6 protein-coding genes, 4 tRNA genes and 6 rRNA genes are annotated in these 18,292 nt (G+C 55.8%); 1 reads left to right on the forward strand and 15 read right to left on the reverse strand.

The window, feature by feature from the left end:
- Window positions 1-207 precede the first annotated feature (207 nt).
- Window positions 208-420, forward strand: a complete 213-nt coding sequence (locus OOB33_RS21005) for a hypothetical protein (protein ID WP_271010097.1) — start codon at window positions 208-210, stop codon at window positions 418-420.
- 174 nt (window positions 421-594) lie between these two features.
- On the opposite strand, the gene rrf (OOB33_RS21010) is transcribed toward OOB33_RS21005, so the two are convergent.
- From rrf (OOB33_RS21010) to OOB33_RS21080, 15 genes are all read right to left on the reverse strand, one after another.
- A 5S ribosomal RNA gene (rrf, locus tag OOB33_RS21010) occupies window positions 595-707 on the reverse strand.
- Between the two features lie 239 nt (window positions 708-946).
- A 23S ribosomal RNA gene (locus OOB33_RS21015) occupies window positions 947-3,827 on the reverse strand.
- Between the two features lie 345 nt (window positions 3,828-4,172).
- Window positions 4,173-4,248, reverse strand: a tRNA-Ala gene (locus OOB33_RS21020).
- An 18-nt stretch (window positions 4,249-4,266) separates the two neighbouring features.
- Window positions 4,267-4,343 (reverse strand) — tRNA-Ile (locus OOB33_RS21025).
- Window positions 4,344-4,525: 182 nt separating this feature from the next.
- Window positions 4,526-6,049, reverse strand: a 16S ribosomal RNA gene (locus tag OOB33_RS21030).
- A gap of 485 nt (window positions 6,050-6,534) precedes the next feature.
- Window positions 6,535-6,647: ribosomal RNA gene (rrf, locus tag OOB33_RS21035) — 5S ribosomal RNA — on the reverse strand.
- A 239-nt stretch (window positions 6,648-6,886) separates the two neighbouring features.
- Window positions 6,887-9,767: ribosomal RNA gene (locus OOB33_RS21040) — 23S ribosomal RNA — on the reverse strand.
- Between the two features lie 345 nt (window positions 9,768-10,112).
- Window positions 10,113-10,188 (reverse strand) — tRNA-Ala (locus tag OOB33_RS21045).
- Window positions 10,189-10,206: 18 nt separating this feature from the next.
- Window positions 10,207-10,283 (reverse strand) — tRNA-Ile (locus OOB33_RS21050).
- A gap of 182 nt (window positions 10,284-10,465) precedes the next feature.
- Window positions 10,466-11,989 (reverse strand): 16S ribosomal RNA (locus OOB33_RS21055).
- Together the 16S, 23S and 5S rRNA genes with 4 tRNA genes alongside form the textbook arrangement of a ribosomal RNA operon.
- 695 nt (window positions 11,990-12,684) lie before the next feature.
- The gene (locus OOB33_RS21060) at window positions 12,685-14,193 is read right to left on the reverse strand and encodes a tripartite tricarboxylate transporter permease (protein ID WP_102766555.1); all 1,509 of its coding nucleotides are present in this window, start codon (window positions 14,191-14,193) and stop codon (window positions 12,685-12,687) included.
- Between the two features lie 10 nt (window positions 14,194-14,203).
- A complete protein-coding gene (locus OOB33_RS21065) occupies window positions 14,204-14,668 on the reverse strand; it encodes a tripartite tricarboxylate transporter TctB family protein (RefSeq protein WP_102766554.1) in 465 nt (154 codons plus the stop codon).
- Window positions 14,669-14,806: 138 nt separating this feature from the next.
- Entirely contained in the window at window positions 14,807-16,669 is a 1,863-nt protein-coding gene (locus OOB33_RS21070) for a GspE/PulE family protein (protein ID WP_271010098.1), read from the reverse strand.
- Window positions 16,670-16,692: 23 nt separating this feature from the next.
- Window positions 16,693-17,481, reverse strand: coding sequence for a spermidine synthase (locus tag OOB33_RS21075; RefSeq protein ID WP_102766552.1), 789 nt, complete (start codon window positions 17,479-17,481; stop codon window positions 16,693-16,695).
- Window positions 17,478-18,008, reverse strand: coding sequence for a DNA-deoxyinosine glycosylase (locus OOB33_RS21080; RefSeq protein ID WP_271010510.1), 531 nt, complete (start codon window positions 18,006-18,008; stop codon window positions 17,478-17,480). Before OOB33_RS21080 ends, OOB33_RS21075 begins: the two co-directional genes overlap by 4 nt.
- Window positions 18,009-18,292 lie beyond the last annotated feature (284 nt).

The following is an 18,292-nucleotide window of genomic DNA, read 5'->3' on the forward strand; positions in this document are numbered from 1 at the left end:
GAATTGGATGCTCTGGAATCGCAGTTACACACGGCCACCCAATACTTGGCCGAAGCTTTGCGCTTTGTATCGGCGCGCAGCCATGCGTCTGCATCCTGATTTCGCCGACAACGAGAACGAGCGTCAGCGCCGCGAGCAAGCCATGATGCTGGTGAACGAAGCCTCCGCGTGGTTCAAGCCCACCGTGTTGCGCTCGAAGCCCACCCCATGCACCAACTCTGGCAGGCCATCAGTCGGGCCGAAAAATTGGGGCTGGACCCATTCCATGTGATGGTCCAACGCCTGCGAAGCCAAATTGCAGAACGTCGCCAGGAGCTTTATATCGGCCAACGCCTACAACCGGAACCCGGCCTCGCCGAAGATTTTTTGCGTCGACGTATCGAACGCATGGGGGCGAGCTTAGGTGTTGATAGCGCCTGAGGAAGAGCGCGCCAAAACAATCTTCCCGCTATGCCTTCGCTTCATATTGAATCAAGGCACGGCGCAAGGTGCCTGGCCGATCCAAGGCAAAATTTTCATCGCCACAAGGATTTGCGACCTATAAAGCAAAAACGCCCCCGATTCTTTCGAACCGGGGGCGTTGCATAGATATTAGCCTGACGATGACCTACTTTCACACGGGAACCCGCACTATCATCGGCGCTGAGGCATTTCACTGTCCTGTTCGGGATGGGAAGGAGTGGGACCGCCTCGCTATGGTCATCAGGCTTAACTGGTTGGCTTGCTGAAGTCTCGTCAGAGATTTTCAACAGGCCCAATTTGTAGAGCTGCGCAGTATACATGAGCTTGTCATGTATTGCACTTCGAATCAGCTGGTTTTGATTGCGTTCACACGTTGGATCATTTCGTTGAATGATCTGACTTCTGAAGAACGGTATAACTTGTGTCCTCAATAATCCTTGATCAGATCGGCTGATGTTTCCATCGCCTGAACTGTCAAAGTTATAGGGTCAAGCCTCACGGGCAATTAGTACTGGTTAGCTTAACGCATTACTGCGCTTCCACACCCAGCCTATCAACGTCCTGGTCTCGAACGACCCTTCAGGGGGCTCAAGGCCCCGGCAAGACTCATCTTGAGACGAGTTTCCCGCTTAGATGCTTTCAGCGGTTATCTCTTCCGCACTTAGCTACTCGGCGATGCCACTGGCGTGACAACCGATACACCAGAGGTGCGTCCACTCCGGTCCTCTCGTACTAGGAGCAGGCTCTCTCAATCTTGCAGCGCCCACGGAAGATAGGGACCAAACTGTCTCACGACGTTTTAAACCCAGCTCACGTACCTCTTTAAATGGCGAACAGCCATACCCTTGGGACCGGCTACAGCCCCAGGATGAGATGAGCCGACATCGAGGTGCCAAACACCGCCGTCGATATGAACTCTTGGGCGGTATCAGCCTGTTATCCCCAGAGTACCTTTTATCCGTTGAGCGATGGCCCTTCCATACAGAACCACCGGATCACTTTGTCCTACTTTCGTACCTGCTCGACTTGTCAGTCTCGCAGTCAAGCACGCTTATGCCAATGCACTATCAACACGATTTCCGACCGTATTTAGCGTACCTTCGAACTCCTCCGTTACACTTTGGGAGGAGACCGCCCCAGTCAAACTGCCCACCATACACTGTCCCCAATCCCGATAAGGGACCAAGGTTAGAACCTCAAACACACCAGGGTGGTATTTCAACGTTGGCTCCATGAGAACTAGCGTCCTCACTTCAAAGCCTCCCACCTATCCTACACAGATCTGTTCAAAGTCCAATGTAAAGCTACAGTAAAGGTTCATGGGGTCTTTCCGTCTTTCCGCGGGGAGATTGCATCATCACAAACATTTCAACTTCGCTGAGTCTCTGGAGGAGACAGTGTGGCCATCATTACTCCATTCGTGCAGGTCGGAACTTACCCGACAAGGAATTTCGCTACCTTAGGACCGTTATAGTTACGGCCGCCGTTTACTGGGACTTCAGTCAAGAGCTTGCACCCCATCATTTAATCTTCCAGCACCGGGCAGGAGTCACACCCTATACGTCGACTTTCGTCTTTGCAGAGTGCTGTGTTTTTAATAAACAGTTGCAGCCACCGATTCTCTGCGGCCCCATTCTGCTTCGAGAGTAAATCTCTACACATACTAGAGGCACACCTTCTTCCGAAGTTACGGTGTCAATTTGCCGAGTTCCTTCTCCAGAGTTCTCTCAAGCGCCTTAGAATACTCATCTCGCGCACCAGTGTCGGTTTGCGGTACGGTCGTCAATAGCTGAAGCTTAGTGGCTTTTCCTGGAAGCAGGGTATCACTCACTTCGTCTGCAAGCAGACTCGTTATCACGCCTCATCTAAGCTCTCCGGATTTGCCTAAAGAGCACGACTACACGCTTGAACCAACTATTCCAACAGTTGGCTGAGCTAACCTTCTCCGTCCCCACATCGCACTATTGATCGGTACAGGAATATTTACCTGTTTCCCATCAGCTACGCATCTCTGCCTCGCCTTAGGGGCCGACTCACCCTACGCCGATGAACGTTGCGTAGGAAACCTTGCGCTTTCGGCGAGGGGGCTTTTCACCCCTTTAACGCTACTCATGTCAGCATTCGCACTTCTGATACCTCCAGCAGGCTTCACAACCCACCTTCACAGGCTTACAGAACGCTCTCCTACCACGTGCAATAAATTGCACATCCGCAGCTTCGGTAACTGGCTTAGCCCCGTTACATCTTCCGCGCAGGACGACTCGATCAGTGAGCTATTACGCTTTCTTTAAATGATGGCTGCTTCTAAGCCAACATCCTGACTGTTTTAGCCTTCCCACTTCGTTTCCCACTTAGCCAATTTTGGGGACCTTAGCTGGCGGTCTGGGTTGTTTCCCTCTTGAGTCCGGACGTTAGCACCCGGTGCTCTGTCTCCCAAGCTGTACTCATCGGTATTCGGAGTTTGCAATGGTTTGGTAAGTCGCCATGACCCCCTAGCCATAACAGTGCTCTACCCCCGATGGTAATACTTGAGGCACTACCTAAATAGTTTTCGGAGAGAACCAGCTATTTCCAAGTTTGTTTAGCCTTTCACCCCTATCCACAGCTCATCCGCTAATTTTGCAACATTAGTCGGTTCGGACCTCCAGCACCTGTTACGGTACCTTCATCCTGGCCATGGATAGATCACTTGGTTTCGGGTCTACACCCAGCGACTAATTCGCCCTATTCGGACTCGATTTCTCTACGGCTTCCCTATTCGGTTAACCTCGCCACTGAATGTAAGTCGCTGACCCATTATACAAAAGGTACGCAGTCACCCTTGCGGGCTCCTACTTTTTGTATGCATGCGGTTTCAGGATCTATTTCACTCCCCTCCCGGGGTTCTTTTCGCCTTTCCCTCACGGTACTAGTTCACTATCGGTCGATTACGAGTATTTAGCCTTGGAGGATGGTCCCCCCATATTCAGACAGGATTTCTCGTGTCCCGCCCTACTTGTCTTACGCTTAGTTCCACACCGCAGCATTTCTCATACGGGGCTATCACCCGCTATGGCCGGACTTTCCATTCCGTTCTGATATACACGATGCTAAAACGTAAAGGCTACTCCAATTTCGCTCGCCGCTACTTTCGGAATCTCGGTTGATGTCTTTTCCTCGAGCTACTGAGATGTTTCAGTTCACCCGGTTCGCCACAATGACCTATGTATTCAGTCAGAGTTACCCCTCGCGGGGTGGGTTTCCCCATTCGGAAATCTCCGGATCAAAGCTAATTTGCCAGCTCCCCGAAGCTTATCGCAGGCTATCACGTCCTTCGTCGCCTGTAATCGCCAAGGCATCCACCACATGCACTTAGTCACTTGACCCTATAACTTTGACAGCGCTGACTGCACTGTCGTCAAGGACTCGTACAGAGCCTCTCAGCTCCATACGTTTATTGAGTATTCACGCGTTACGCCGTTCTTCATATCTAAACAATTTCTTGCTCAGTTGAAGTCTTGTGTTTGACGCAATCAAAAGCTACTAGCGGCACGGTACGCTCACCCCCTTTACGAGATGGCGCTTTCCGCTAGCAGCGCTGATTCGACTCTACAAATTGTTAAAGAACAACAGCCGACTCTTTCGAGCCTTATGACTGACAAACCAGAACAACCGCTCACGCCTTCGCGCAACGGATGCTTTGGTTTGTCAACCATGCCTTCAGAGTAAATTGGTGGAGGATGACGGGATCGAACCGACGACCCCCTGCTTGCAAAGCAGGTGCTCTCCCAGCTGAGCTAATCCCCCGGGATCTCTTCAAATCCGTGGTGGGTCTGGCTGGATTCGAACCAGCGACCCCCGCCTTATCAAGACGGTGCTCTAACCGACTGAGCTACAGACCCACGCGTTTCTTGCGTGCACTGCCTCTCAGTAACGCTCGCCTGTTGAGGCCAGCTCGGCAGGCTCACGCTATTACTCTGATGTTGTATTCACAGCCGATAAGTGTGGGCGCTTAAAAATGAGTCATGTGGATCTCGCTGGTCATCTGCTGCACGCAGCAAACAACTGCTCGACCATTTTCTAGAAAGGAGGTGATCCAGCCGCACCTTCCGATACGGCTACCTTGTTACGACTTCACCCCAGTCACGAACCCTGCCGTGGTAATCGCCCCCCTTGCGGTTAGGCTAACTACTTCTGGCAGAACCCGCTCCCATGGTGTGACGGGCGGTGTGTACAAGACCCGGGAACGTATTCACCGCGGCAAGCTGATCCGCGATTACTAGCGATTCCGACTTCACGCAGTCGAGTTGCAGACTACGATCCGGACTACGACCGGTTTTCTGGGATTAGCTCCCCCTCGCGGGTTGGCAGCCCTCTGTACCGGCCATTGTATGACGTGTGTAGCCCTACCCATAAGGGCCATGATGACCTGACGTCATCCCCACCTTCCTCCGGTTTGTCACCGGCAGTCTCATTAGAGTGCCCTTTCGTAGCAACTAATGACAAGGGTTGCGCTCGTTGCGGGACTTAACCCAACATCTCACGACACGAGCTGACGACGGCCATGCAGCACCTGTGTCCAGGTTCTCTTTCGAGCACTCCCACATCTCTGCAGGATTCCTGGCATGTCAAGGGTAGGTAAGGTTTTTCGCGTTGCATCGAATTAAACCACATCATCCACCGCTTGTGCGGGTCCCCGTCAATTCCTTTGAGTTTCAACCTTGCGGCCGTACTCCCCAGGCGGTCAACTTCACGCGTTAGCTACGTTACTGAGAAGAAACCCTCCCAACAACCAGTTGACATCGTTTAGGGCGTGGACTACCAGGGTATCTAATCCTGTTTGCTCCCCACGCTTTCGTGCATGAGCGTCAGTACAGGCCCAGGGGATTGCCTTCGCCATCGGTGTTCCTCCGCATATCTACGCATTTCACTGCTACACGCGGAATTCCATCCCCCTCTGCCGTACTCTAGCTATGCAGTCACAAAGGCAGTTCCCAGGTTGAGCCCGGGGATTTCACCTCTGTCTTGCATAACCGCCTGCGCACGCTTTACGCCCAGTAATTCCGATTAACGCTTGCACCCTACGTATTACCGCGGCTGCTGGCACGTAGTTAGCCGGTGCTTATTCTTCAGGTACCGTCATTAAGTCTCTGTATTAGAGAAACTCGTTTCTTCCCTGACAAAAGCGGTTTACAACCCGAAGGCCTTCTTCCCGCACGCGGCATGGCTGGATCAGACTTGCGTCCATTGTCCAAAATTCCCCACTGCTGCCTCCCGTAGGAGTCTGGGCCGTGTCTCAGTCCCAGTGTGGCTGGTCGTCCTCTCAGACCAGCTACAGATCGTCGCCTTGGTGGGCTTTTACCCCACCAACTAGCTAATCTGATATCGGCCGCTCCAATCGCGCGAGGCCTTACGGTCCCCCGCTTTCACCCTCAGGTCGTATGCGGTATTAGCCACTCTTTCGAGTAGTTATCCCCCACGACTGGGCACGTTCCGATACATTACTCACCCGTTCGCCACTCGTCAGCTTAACCTGTTACCGTTCGACTTGCATGTGTAAGGCATGCCGCCAGCGTTCAATCTGAGCCAGGATCAAACTCTACAGTTCGATCTTGATTTACTCAACGGAATCGACAAAACCATTTACATGATTCCATCTAATTTCCGTGAGCGTTTAAAGTCTAAGAGACTTGATACTCGTCACCGAGCATCAAAACTCACCTTCAAACGCCCACGCTTATCGGCTGTTAATTTTTAAAGAACCAAGAGAGCCAAGCTCATCTTGACAAGACCGACTCGCATCGAGTCTTGCGTCCGTCGACTGCTTTGCAGCTCGTCAACAGCACAGAAGCGAGATTATGACTGATGTTTTTACTATCGTCAACACCTATTGCATGCGATTTTCATCAGCCTGCAACTTCTGCTCTGCTTACCATCAGGCCTAGCCTGGCGGGATCCACAGATGCAAACGCTGCCACACACCAGGCAGACTTCGCTTGCATCTAGGGACCGAGTGCCCGACCTGCCTTAGCAGACCCACACTCAGAGACAGAAACGCCCGGCCATGTGACCGGGCGTTTTGCATAGATATTAGCCTGACGATGACCTACTTTCACACGGGAACCCGCACTATCATCGGCGCTGAGGCATTTCACTGTCCTGTTCGGGATGGGAAGGAGTGGGACCGCCTCGCTATGGTCATCAGGCTTAACTGGTTGGCTTGCTGAAGTCTCGTCAGAGATTTTCAACAGGCCCAATTTGTAGAGCTGCGCAGTATACATGAGTTTGTCATGTATTGCACTTCGAATCAGCTGGTTTTGATTGCGTTCACACGTTGGATCATTTCGTTGAATGATCTGACTTCTGAAGAACGGTATAACTTGTGTCCTCAATAATCCTTGATCAGACCGGCTGATGTTTCCATCGCCTGAACTGTCAAAGTTATAGGGTCAAGCCTCACGGGCAATTAGTACTGGTTAGCTTAACGCATTACTGCGCTTCCACACCCAGCCTATCAACGTCCTGGTCTCGAACGACCCTTCAGGGGGCTCAAGGCCCCGGCAAGACTCATCTTGAGACGAGTTTCCCGCTTAGATGCTTTCAGCGGTTATCTCTTCCGCACTTAGCTACTCGGCGATGCCACTGGCGTGACAACCGATACACCAGAGGTGCGTCCACTCCGGTCCTCTCGTACTAGGAGCAGGCTCTCTCAATCTTGCAGCGCCCACGGAAGATAGGGACCAAACTGTCTCACGACGTTTTAAACCCAGCTCACGTACCTCTTTAAATGGCGAACAGCCATACCCTTGGGACCGGCTACAGCCCCAGGATGAGATGAGCCGACATCGAGGTGCCAAACACCGCCGTCGATATGAACTCTTGGGCGGTATCAGCCTGTTATCCCCAGAGTACCTTTTATCCGTTGAGCGATGGCCCTTCCATACAGAACCACCGGATCACTTTGTCCTACTTTCGTACCTGCTCGACTTGTCAGTCTCGCAGTCAAGCACGCTTATGCCAATGCACTATCAACACGATTTCCGACCGTATTTAGCGTACCTTCGAACTCCTCCGTTACACTTTGGGAGGAGACCGCCCCAGTCAAACTGCCCACCATACACTGTCCCCAATCCCGATAAGGGACCAAGGTTAGAACCTCAAACACACCAGGGTGGTATTTCAACGTTGGCTCCATGAGAACTAGCGTCCTCACTTCAAAGCCTCCCACCTATCCTACACAGATCTGTTCAAAGTCCAATGTAAAGCTACAGTAAAGGTTCATGGGGTCTTTCCGTCTTTCCGCGGGGAGATTGCATCATCACAAACATTTCAACTTCGCTGAGTCTCTGGAGGAGACAGTGTGGCCATCATTACTCCATTCGTGCAGGTCGGAACTTACCCGACAAGGAATTTCGCTACCTTAGGACCGTTATAGTTACGGCCGCCGTTTACTGGGACTTCAGTCAAGAGCTTGCACCCCATCATTTAATCTTCCAGCACCGGGCAGGAGTCACACCCTATACGTCGACTTTCGTCTTTGCAGAGTGCTGTGTTTTTAATAAACAGTTGCAGCCACCGATTCTCTGCGGCCCCATTCTGCTTCGAGAGTAAATCTCTACACATACTAGAGGCACACCTTCTTCCGAAGTTACGGTGTCAATTTGCCGAGTTCCTTCTCCAGAGTTCTCTCAAGCGCCTTAGAATACTCATCTCGCGCACCAGTGTCGGTTTGCGGTACGGTCGTCAATAGCTGAAGCTTAGTGGCTTTTCCTGGAAGCAGGGTATCACTCACTTCGTCTGCAAGCAGACTCGTTATCACGCCTCATCTAAGCTCTCCGGATTTGCCTAAAGAGCACGACTACACGCTTGAACCAACTATTCCAACAGTTGGCTGAGCTAACCTTCTCCGTCCCCACATCGCACTATTGATCGGTACAGGAATATTTACCTGTTTCCCATCAGCTACGCATCTCTGCCTCGCCTTAGGGGCCGACTCACCCTACGCCGATGAACGTTGCGTAGGAAACCTTGCGCTTTCGGCGAGGGGGCTTTTCACCCCCTTTAACGCTACTCATGTCAGCATTCGCACTTCTGATACCTCCAGCAGGCTTCACAACCCACCTTCACAGGCTTACAGAACGCTCTCCTACCACGTGCAATAAATTGCACATCCGCAGCTTCGGTAACTGGCTTAGCCCCGTTACATCTTCCGCGCAGGACGACTCGATCAGTGAGCTATTACGCTTTCTTTAAATGATGGCTGCTTCTAAGCCAACATCCTGACTGTTTTAGCCTTCCCACTTCGTTTCCCACTTAGCCAATTTTGGGGACCTTAGCTGGCGGTCTGGGTTGTTTCCCTCTTGAGTCCGGACGTTAGCACCCGGTGCTCTGTCTCCCAAGCTGTACTCATCGGTATTCGGAGTTTGCAATGGTTTGGTAAGTCGCCATGACCCCCTAGCCATAACAGTGCTCTACCCCCGATGGTAATACTTGAGGCACTACCTAAATAGTTTTCGGAGAGAACCAGCTATTTCCAAGTTTGTTTAGCCTTTCACCCCTATCCACAGCTCATCCGCTAATTTTGCAACATTAGTCGGTTCGGACCTCCAGCACCTGTTACGGTACCTTCATCCTGGCCATGGATAGATCACTTGGTTTCGGGTCTACACCCAGCGACTAATTCGCCCTATTCGGACTCGATTTCTCTACGGCTTCCCTATTCGGTTAACCTCGCCACTGAATGTAAGTCGCTGACCCATTATACAAAAGGTACGCAGTCACCCTTGCGGGCTCCTACTTTTTGTATGCATGCGGTTTCAGGATCTATTTCACTCCCCTCCCGGGGTTCTTTTCGCCTTTCCCTCACGGTACTAGTTCACTATCGGTCGATTACGAGTATTTAGCCTTGGAGGATGGTCCCCCCATATTCAGACAGGATTTCTCGTGTCCCGCCCTACTTGTCTTACGCTTAGTTCCACACCGCAGCATTCTCATACGGGGCTATCACCCGCTATGGCCGGACTTTCCATTCCGTTCTGATATACACGATGCTAAAACGTAAAGGCTACTCCAATTTCGCTCGCCGCTACTTTCGGAATCTCGGTTGATGTCTTTTCCTCGAGCTACTGAGATGTTTCAGTTCACCCGGTTCGCCACAATGACCTATGTATTCAGTCAGAGTTACCCCTCGCGGGGTGGGTTTCCCCATTCGGAAATCTCCGGATCAAAGCTAATTTGCCAGCTCCCCGAAGCTTATCGCAGGCTATCACGTCCTTCGTCGCCTGTAATCGCCAAGGCATCCACCACATGCACTTAGTCACTTGACCCTATAACTTTGACAGCGCTGACTGCACTGTCGTCAAGGACTCGTACAGAGCCTCTCAGCTCCATACGTTTATTGAGTATTCACGCGTTACGCCGTTCTTCATATCTAAACAATTTCTTGCTCAGTTGAAGTCTTGTGTTTGACGCAATCAAAAGCTACTAGCGGCACGGTACGCTCACCCCCTTTACGAGATGGCGCTTTCCGCTAGCAGCGCTGATTCGACTCTACAAATTGTTAAAGAACAACAGCCGACTCTTTCGAGCCTTATGACTGACAAACCAGAACAACCGCTCACGCCTTCGCGCAACGGATGCTTTGGTTTGTCAACCATGCCTTCAGAGTAAATTGGTGGAGGATGACGGGATCGAACCGACGACCCCCTGCTTGCAAAGCAGGTGCTCTCCCAGCTGAGCTAATCCCCCGGGATCTCTTCAAATCCGTGGTGGGTCTGGCTGGATTCGAACCAGCGACCCCCGCCTTATCAAGACGGTGCTCTAACCGACTGAGCTACAGACCCACGCGTTTCTTGCGTGCACTGCCTCTCAGTAACGCTCGCCTGTTGAGGCCAGCTCGGCAGGCTCACGCTATTACTCTGATGTTGTATTCACAGCCGATAAGTGTGGGCGCTTAAAAATGAGTCATGTGGATCTCGCTGGTCATCTGCTGCACGCAGCAAACAACTGCTCGACCATTTTCTAGAAAGGAGGTGATCCAGCCGCACCTTCCGATACGGCTACCTTGTTACGACTTCACCCCAGTCACGAACCCTGCCGTGGTAATCGCCCCCCTTGCGGTTAGGCTAACTACTTCTGGCAGAACCCGCTCCCATGGTGTGACGGGCGGTGTGTACAAGACCCGGGAACGTATTCACCGCGGCAAGCTGATCCGCGATTACTAGCGATTCCGACTTCACGCAGTCGAGTTGCAGACTACGATCCGGACTACGACCGGTTTTCTGGGATTAGCTCCCCCTCGCGGGTTGGCAGCCCTCTGTACCGGCCATTGTATGACGTGTGTAGCCCTACCCATAAGGGCCATGATGACCTGACGTCATCCCCACCTTCCTCCGGTTTGTCACCGGCAGTCTCATTAGAGTGCCCTTTCGTAGCAACTAATGACAAGGGTTGCGCTCGTTGCGGGACTTAACCCAACATCTCACGACACGAGCTGACGACGGCCATGCAGCACCTGTGTCCAGGTTCTCTTTCGAGCACTCCCACATCTCTGCAGGATTCCTGGCATGTCAAGGGTAGGTAAGGTTTTTCGCGTTGCATCGAATTAAACCACATCATCCACCGCTTGTGCGGGTCCCCGTCAATTCCTTTGAGTTTCAACCTTGCGGCCGTACTCCCCAGGCGGTCAACTTCACGCGTTAGCTACGTTACTGAGAAGAAACCCTCCCAACAACCAGTTGACATCGTTTAGGGCGTGGACTACCAGGGTATCTAATCCTGTTTGCTCCCCACGCTTTCGTGCATGAGCGTCAGTACAGGCCCAGGGGATTGCCTTCGCCATCGGTGTTCCTCCGCATATCTACGCATTTCACTGCTACACGCGGAATTCCATCCCCCTCTGCCGTACTCTAGCTATGCAGTCACAAAGGCAGTTCCCAGGTTGAGCCCGGGGATTTCACCTCTGTCTTGCATAACCGCCTGCGCACGCTTTACGCCCAGTAATTCCGATTAACGCTTGCACCCTACGTATTACCGCGGCTGCTGGCACGTAGTTAGCCGGTGCTTATTCTTCAGGTACCGTCATTAAGTCTCTGTATTAGAGAAACTCGTTTCTTCCCTGACAAAAGCGGTTTACAACCCGAAGGCCTTCTTCCCGCACGCGGCATGGCTGGATCAGACTTGCGTCCATTGTCCAAAATTCCCCACTGCTGCCTCCCGTAGGAGTCTGGGCCGTGTCTCAGTCCCAGTGTGGCTGGTCGTCCTCTCAGACCAGCTACAGATCGTCGCCTTGGTGGGCTTTTACCCCACCAACTAGCTAATCTGATATCGGCCGCTCCAATCGCGCGAGGCCTTACGGTCCCCCGCTTTCACCCTCAGGTCGTATGCGGTATTAGCCACTCTTTCGAGTAGTTATCCCCCACGACTGGGCACGTTCCGATACATTACTCACCCGTTCGCCACTCGTCAGCTTAACCTGTTACCGTTCGACTTGCATGTGTAAGGCATGCCGCCAGCGTTCAATCTGAGCCAGGATCAAACTCTACAGTTCGATCTTGATTTACTCAACGGAATCGACAAAACCATTTACATGATTCCATCTAATTTCCGTGAGCGTTTAAAGTCTAAGAGACTTGATACTCGTCACCGAGCATCAAAACTCACCTTCAAACGCCCACGCTTATCGGCTGTTAATTTTTAAAGAACCAAGAGAGCCAAGCTCATCTTGACAAGACCGACTCGCATCGAGTCTTGCGTCCGTCGACTGCTTTGCAGCTCGTCAACAGCACAGAAGCGAGATTATGACTGATTTTCTTTCTACTCGTCAAGCATTTCTGCAAGATTTGTTTTGAATCTCAAATCACATCGAATAGCTTCGATCCTCGCCACCCAGATACTCAAACAACTCTTTCGAGCCACTCGCTGACTTCCGAAGAAGTGTTTCTGTGCAGCGAAGCCCTCTACTGTAGCACAGGAATTTTTGGCTTTGCAAAGATTTTTGCAATTTTCTCGATGAAGGTCGCTGATCAGCCGTGGCCCAGGCGGCATGTGGGGTAGCTAGCTCCAGCATCGGCCAAGCTACTTACGACGCGCGCTCCCCCGGCGGCTCGCCCTGGTGAACGACCACACAGAGCCGTGTTGCTACCGCCGAAATGCAAGAAGGGGCCGAAGGCCCCCTCTTTCCGTGTCTGGCAGAAGCGGCTGGACGCCTCATTCGAGGCGCCACAGGCCCGCAACTGGCTCTCCTCAGTCTTCCTGGAAGGCCTCTTCCCGCTTGCTCTTGATGGAAGGCAGCATGACCACCACCACCATCAGCAGCGCGGCAATCAGCAGGCCGGCGGACAGAGGGCGGGTCATGAACGTGCCCCAGTCACCGCGCGACAACAGCAAGGCGCGGCGCAGGTTCTCTTCCATCATGGGGCCGAGGATAAAGCCCAGCAGCAAGGGTGCGGGTTCGCAGCTCAACTTGTAGAAGATGTAGCCCACGACAGCAAAGCCTGCCGTCACGAACACATCGAAGTTGTTGTTGTTCAGGGTGTAGGAGCCAATGCAGCAAAAGGTGACGATGGCCGGGAACAGAAAGCGATAGGGCACCGTCAGCAGCTTGATCCAGATGCCGATCAGGGGCAGGTTGAGCACGATCAGCATCAGATTGCCAACCCACATCGAGGCGATCAGGCCCCAGAACAGCTCCGGATTGCTGGTCATGACCTGCGGGCCCGGCTGGATGCCCTTGATGGTCATGGCGCCCACCATCAAGGCCATCACTGCGTTCGGCGGAATGCCAAGCGTCAGCATGGGGATGAAGCTGGTCTGCGCGCCGGCGTTGTTGGCCGACTCGGGGCCAGCCACACCCTGAATCGCGCCCTTGCCGAAAGGCACGCGCGGGTTGCGAGCGACCTTCTTCTCCAAGGTGTAGGCCGCGAACGAGGCCAGCAAGGCGCCGCCACCGGGCAAGACACCCAGGATGGAGCCCAAGGTGGTGCCACGGAGCACTGCCGGCCATGCATCAGCGAAGTCCTGGCGTGTCGGCCACAAGCCCTTCACATCCTTGGTGAAGACCTCGCGGTGTTCCGCCGGCTTGCCCAGATTGGCAATGATCTCGCCGAAGCCGAACACGCCCATGGCGATGACCACAAAGCCCAGGCCATCGGTCAGCTCGGGGATGTCGAAGGAGAAACGCGGCGTGCCCGAGATCACATCGGTGTTGATCTGGCCCAGCAACAAGCCCAGCAAGATCATGGCAATCGCCTTGATCAGCGAACCCGAAGCCAGGACCACGGCACCGATCAAGCCCAGCACCATCAGTGAGAAGTATTCAGCCGGGCCGAACTTGAAGGCCAGCTCGGTCAGCGGCGGCGCGAAGGCCGCGATGATGATCGTGCCCACACAGCCCGCGAAGAAGGAACCGAGGCCTGCGGCGGCCAATGCGGCACCGGCGCGCCCCTGGCGAGCCATCTGGTAGCCATCGATGGCAGTCACCACCGAGCTCGATTCACCCGGCACATTGATCAGGATGGCCGTGGTCGAGCCACCGTATTGCGCACCGTAATAGATACCGGCCAGCATGATCAAGGCAGGCGTGGCGTCCAGCGCGTAGATCGAAGGCAGCAACATGGCAATGGTCGCCACCGGGCCCAGGCCCGGGAGCACGCCAATCAAGGTGCCCAGCAAAGCGCCACCAAAGGCATAAAGCAAGTTCTGTAGGGTCAGCGCCGTGTGAAAACCCAGCGCGAGATTGTTCAGCAAGTCCATGCGCGAGTCCTCAGTTGCCGAAGATGGTGGGCCAGACTGGAATCACCAGCTTCAGGCCCCAGACGAAGATGACCCAGCTGCCCACCGTCAGAATCACAGTGCTGAGCAGCGCATCCTTCCAGCTGAATTCGTCACCGGCCGCAGCGGCCAGCACGATCACCAGGGGCAAGGTCATCAGCAAACCCAGGCGAGGCAAGGCCAGACCAAACAACACAATGGCAGCCGTGATGACCAGCAAGGGCCGCCAGGCCACCGGGCCGATCGGGTCGCCACCTTCGGATTCCAGCGTCAAGGCCTTGAACAGCACCAAGCCGCCCAGCAAGGCCAGCAAGACCCCCAGGCCGAAGGGGAAGTAGCCCGGGCCGGGCCGGGCGGAGGAGCCAAAGTTGTACTCGGTGGAGGCCCAGGCAAACACCACCCCGACCAGCACAAACATCAACCCGGACCAGAAGTCTCTTTGACTCTTGATCTTCATGGGGAATCCCTTTTTCTGCTTCTAGCTGCGATGAAGCGGGATTCTAGGGAGCCCCCTGTAGCGCTGCGCTTGTGGCTTACACGTAATCGCAGCGGGTCGCCATTACGGCTCTGCTGGGGCTGGAGCTGGGCCTGCGCCTCAGGTCTGCCACTGCGGCGTGCTGCGCAGGATCTCTTCCAGCGTGGTCACACCTTCGGCCACCTTCATGGCGCCAGCCAGGCGCAGCGGCCGCAAGCCCTCCTGCATGGCCTGGCGGCGCAGGGCCGAGATGTCGGGTGTGGGGTGCAAATGCGACTTGACCGTCTCGCCCACCGTCAACAGCTCGTACAAGCCCGCACGACCGCGGTAGCCGGTGTTGCGGCACTCCAGGCAACCGACCGGCTTGTAGGGTTTGACGCCGCCGTTCATGCGCCAGTGCTTGAGCATATCGTTCAAGGTGTCGCGGGTGACGCTGGGATCGGGCACCTTGCAGTGGTTGCACAAGGTACGCACCAGACGCTGGGCCAGCACGCCAATCACCGTGGCGCTGATCAGATAGGACGGTACACCCAAATCCGTCAGCCGCGTGATGGCCGCTGCGGCATCGTTGGTGTGCAAGGTGCTGAAAACCAAGTGGCCCGTCAGCGCCGCCTGAATCGCCATCTCGGCCGTGGCCAGGTCGCGGATTTCGCCGACCATGATGATGTCCGGGTCCTGGCGCATCAGGGCGCGCAGGCCCTCGGCGAAACCGAAGTCCAAGGCCGTCTGCACCTGGGTCTGGTTGAAGGCCGGCTCGATCATTTCGATCGGGTCTTCGATGGTGCAGACATTGACCTCGTCGGTCGCCAGGCGCTTGAGCGTGGAGTACAGCGTGGTGGTCTTGCCGCTGCCGGTCGGGCCCGTCACCAGAATGATGCCGTGGGCCTGGGTCACCAGCTTTTCCCAGCGCTCGCTGTCATGGCTGGAGAAGCCCAGCATGGACAAATCCTTGACGGCGGTGTCGGGGTCGAAGATCCGCATCACCATCTTTTCGCCAAATGCAGTGGGTAGCGTCGACAGACGCATTTCCACCTCATCGCCCGCCGGATTGCGCGTCTTGATGCGGCCATCCAGCGGCCGGCGGCGCTCCACCACATCCATGCGGCCGAGCAGCTTGATGCGCGAGGTCATCGCGCTCATCACCGTGGGCGGCAGCTGGTAGACGGTGTGCAGCACGCCGTCGATGCGGAAACGGATCACGCCCATCTCGCGGCGCGGCTCCAGATGGATGTCGCTGGCGCGCTGGTCGAAGGCGTACTGCCACAGCCAGTCCACCACCTGCACGACACCCTGGTCGTTGGCATCGAGCTGCTTGTTGCTGCGGCCCAGCTCCACCAGCTGCTCGAAGCTGGCAACCTGGCTGGACTCACCCGCCTTGGCCGCGGCGCGCACCGAGCGGGCCAGCGTGAAGAACTCGGTCGTGTAGCGCGCAATCTCCAGCGGGTTGGCCACCACCAGCTTGATGGGCTTGCGCACATGGGCTTCAATCTGTGCCACCCAGCCGGTGTCAAAAGGCTCCGAGGTGGCGATGGTCACCTCGGTCACGCCCACCAGCAGCGGCAGACAGCGCTTGGCCTCGGCATAGCCGACCGACATCACATCCGACACCCGGCCCACATCGACCTTCAGCGGGTCGATGCGCAAATACGGCAGCTTGGCCCGCTCGGCCAGCCACTCCGACAGCGCATCCACATCGAGCGGCTTGCCCGTGTTGCTGCGCGTCAAGCCGCCGTGGCCCAGGCGCACCAGCGGATGCAGCGAGCTGTCACCCGCAGCGAAACGGCCCTCGGTGCGCAGCACCTGGGCCTCGTCGATCAAGCCATCTTCCTGCAACCAATGCAGCAGGGTGCGCCATTCCAGCCGGCCTTCGCCGCTGGAGCCGCCCGCGGCGGCCGGCGTGTTGCCCGATGAGGCCGAGGAAGAGGATGAGGATGAGGCGATTGAAGCCGATGCGGAGGCGCTGGTCTTGGGCTTGGCATTCATGATGGAGAAGGGACGCTCCGCGCTCAAATGGGGTTGAGAATGCTCACAGGCAGGGGCCGCACCATGCGCAGCCATTTGCGCGCCGGCAGCTCGAACAGCGACTCGATATTAGCCGCTCGGCGCTCCAGCTCCTCACGATCGGGCACCACGACGCCACGCGCCGCCACCAACACGGTGTTGCCCTCCTTGGTCGGCGTCAGGCTCCAGACCTGGTCCGAGCCGAAAATGGCCGCCACGCGTCGCGCGCTGGCGGCAAAGCTGGCATCTCGGCCGAAGAGATTCACCGTCATCAGGCCGCCATCGACGAGCAGGCCATGGCAATGGCGGTAGAACTCTTCATCGTCCAGCACCGGACCGGCAGCCTCGTGGTCGTAGAGGTCGATGTTGAGCACATCGACCGTTTGCAGATGCTCCGGCTTCGCCACCCACTGACCGGCATCCTCGTTGATCACCGTCAGGCGTTTGTCGTCCTCGGGCAGGTGGAACCACATGCGGCAGGCCTGGATCACCGTGGGGTTCAGCTCCACGGCCGTGGTCTTCATGCGCAGCACCTTGTGGCAAAAGCGGGTGATGGCCCCTGCGCCCAGGCCCAGTTGCAAGGCGTGGCCGCTGCGCAGCTCGGCGCTCGGGCGCCAGAGCATCCAGGCCATCATGCGCTGGATGTACTCCAGCTCCAGATGCTGGGGCTTGCGGATGCGCATGGCGCCTTGCACCCAGATCGAGTCCAGGTGGAGGAAGCGCACGCCGTCGTACTCGCTCAGGGTCGCGGGAATCCAGTCGGACTTCTTGTTTTGCTGCTTTGTCTTGCTCATGGGGCAAGTAGACCATGGAGCGCGAACACTTCTCGCCAAGTCGCCAGCTTGCGTTCGAAGGACCAGCTGGCATTGGCCGGGCTGCTGGACGGAAGGCGGTAAACCGGCAGGCCCAGACGCTGGGTCACCTTGATATGGCGGGCCGATTCGCCGCCGTTGTGCGCCACCGCCTGCAGCCCCGGCATGCGCGCGGCAAGGCCCAACAGATCGTTCGGCTCGGCGGCGCGGATCGCGCTGTCCAGGCTGCCATCGCGCTCGCAGGCGGCATAGACATCCCAGATCGCCAGCCCTCGTGCGCGCGCCGCCGACAGTCGCTCCTCGTAGCCCAACACGCGCAAGTCCTGACCCCAGAGTGCCGACAGCAGCGGCCAAAACTGGTTGCGCGGATGGCCGTAGTACTGCTGCGAGGCCAAGGAGGCGACGCTGGGGAAGCTGCCCAGCAGCAGCAGGCGTGCGTCAGGCGCCCAGATCGGGGCCAGACCTTGCCATCTGGCGGGCTGTGCAGCCGGCACCTGCTTTGCCGTCATCGACCCATCCTGTCCACCATCGTCAAAGGGATCATTCCTCATCGTGACTGTCGAAGCCATCTGGCAAATCATCAGCTGCCAGGTTCTCGACTTCGGCCTGACGGCCCTGGCTGCGCTGGCTGCGCTGGCTGCGCTGGCGGCTTGGATTATCGACCGCCAGAAGATCGAATCGACCATGACAGGCAGATACACTCCGCCGCGCACAAGGCCACCGTCGCAGGCTTCGGTGTCGCCGCCTATCCCTTGCTGTTGCACCGATTGCGCCGCGTAGCCGTTGATCGCGA

The organism is Paucibacter sp. B51 (assembly GCF_027863535.1).
Lineage (GTDB): Bacteria > Pseudomonadota > Gammaproteobacteria > Burkholderiales > Burkholderiaceae_C > Paucibacter_A > Paucibacter_A aquatilis.

Excerpts from the sequence above, each read along its gene's own strand:
- OOB33_RS21005 (WP_271010097.1), top strand. The coding sequence starts at position 208 with ATGCACCAACTCTGGCAGGCCATCAGTCGGGCCGAAAAATTGGGGCTG.
- OOB33_RS21060 (WP_102766555.1), bottom strand. The coding sequence starts at position 14,193 with ATGGACTTGCTGAACAATCTCGCGCTGGGTTTTCACACGGCGCTGACC.
- OOB33_RS21065 (WP_102766554.1), bottom strand. The coding sequence starts at position 14,668 with ATGAAGATCAAGAGTCAAAGAGACTTCTGGTCCGGGTTGATGTTTGTG.
- OOB33_RS21070 (WP_271010098.1), bottom strand. The coding sequence starts at position 16,669 with ATGAATGCCAAGCCCAAGACCAGCGCCTCCGCATCGGCTTCAATCGCC.
- OOB33_RS21075 (WP_102766552.1), bottom strand. The coding sequence starts at position 17,481 with ATGAGCAAGACAAAGCAGCAAAACAAGAAGTCCGACTGGATTCCCGCG.
- OOB33_RS21080 (WP_271010510.1), bottom strand. The coding sequence starts at position 18,008 with ATGACGGCAAAGCAGGTGCCGGCTGCACAGCCCGCCAGATGGCAAGGT.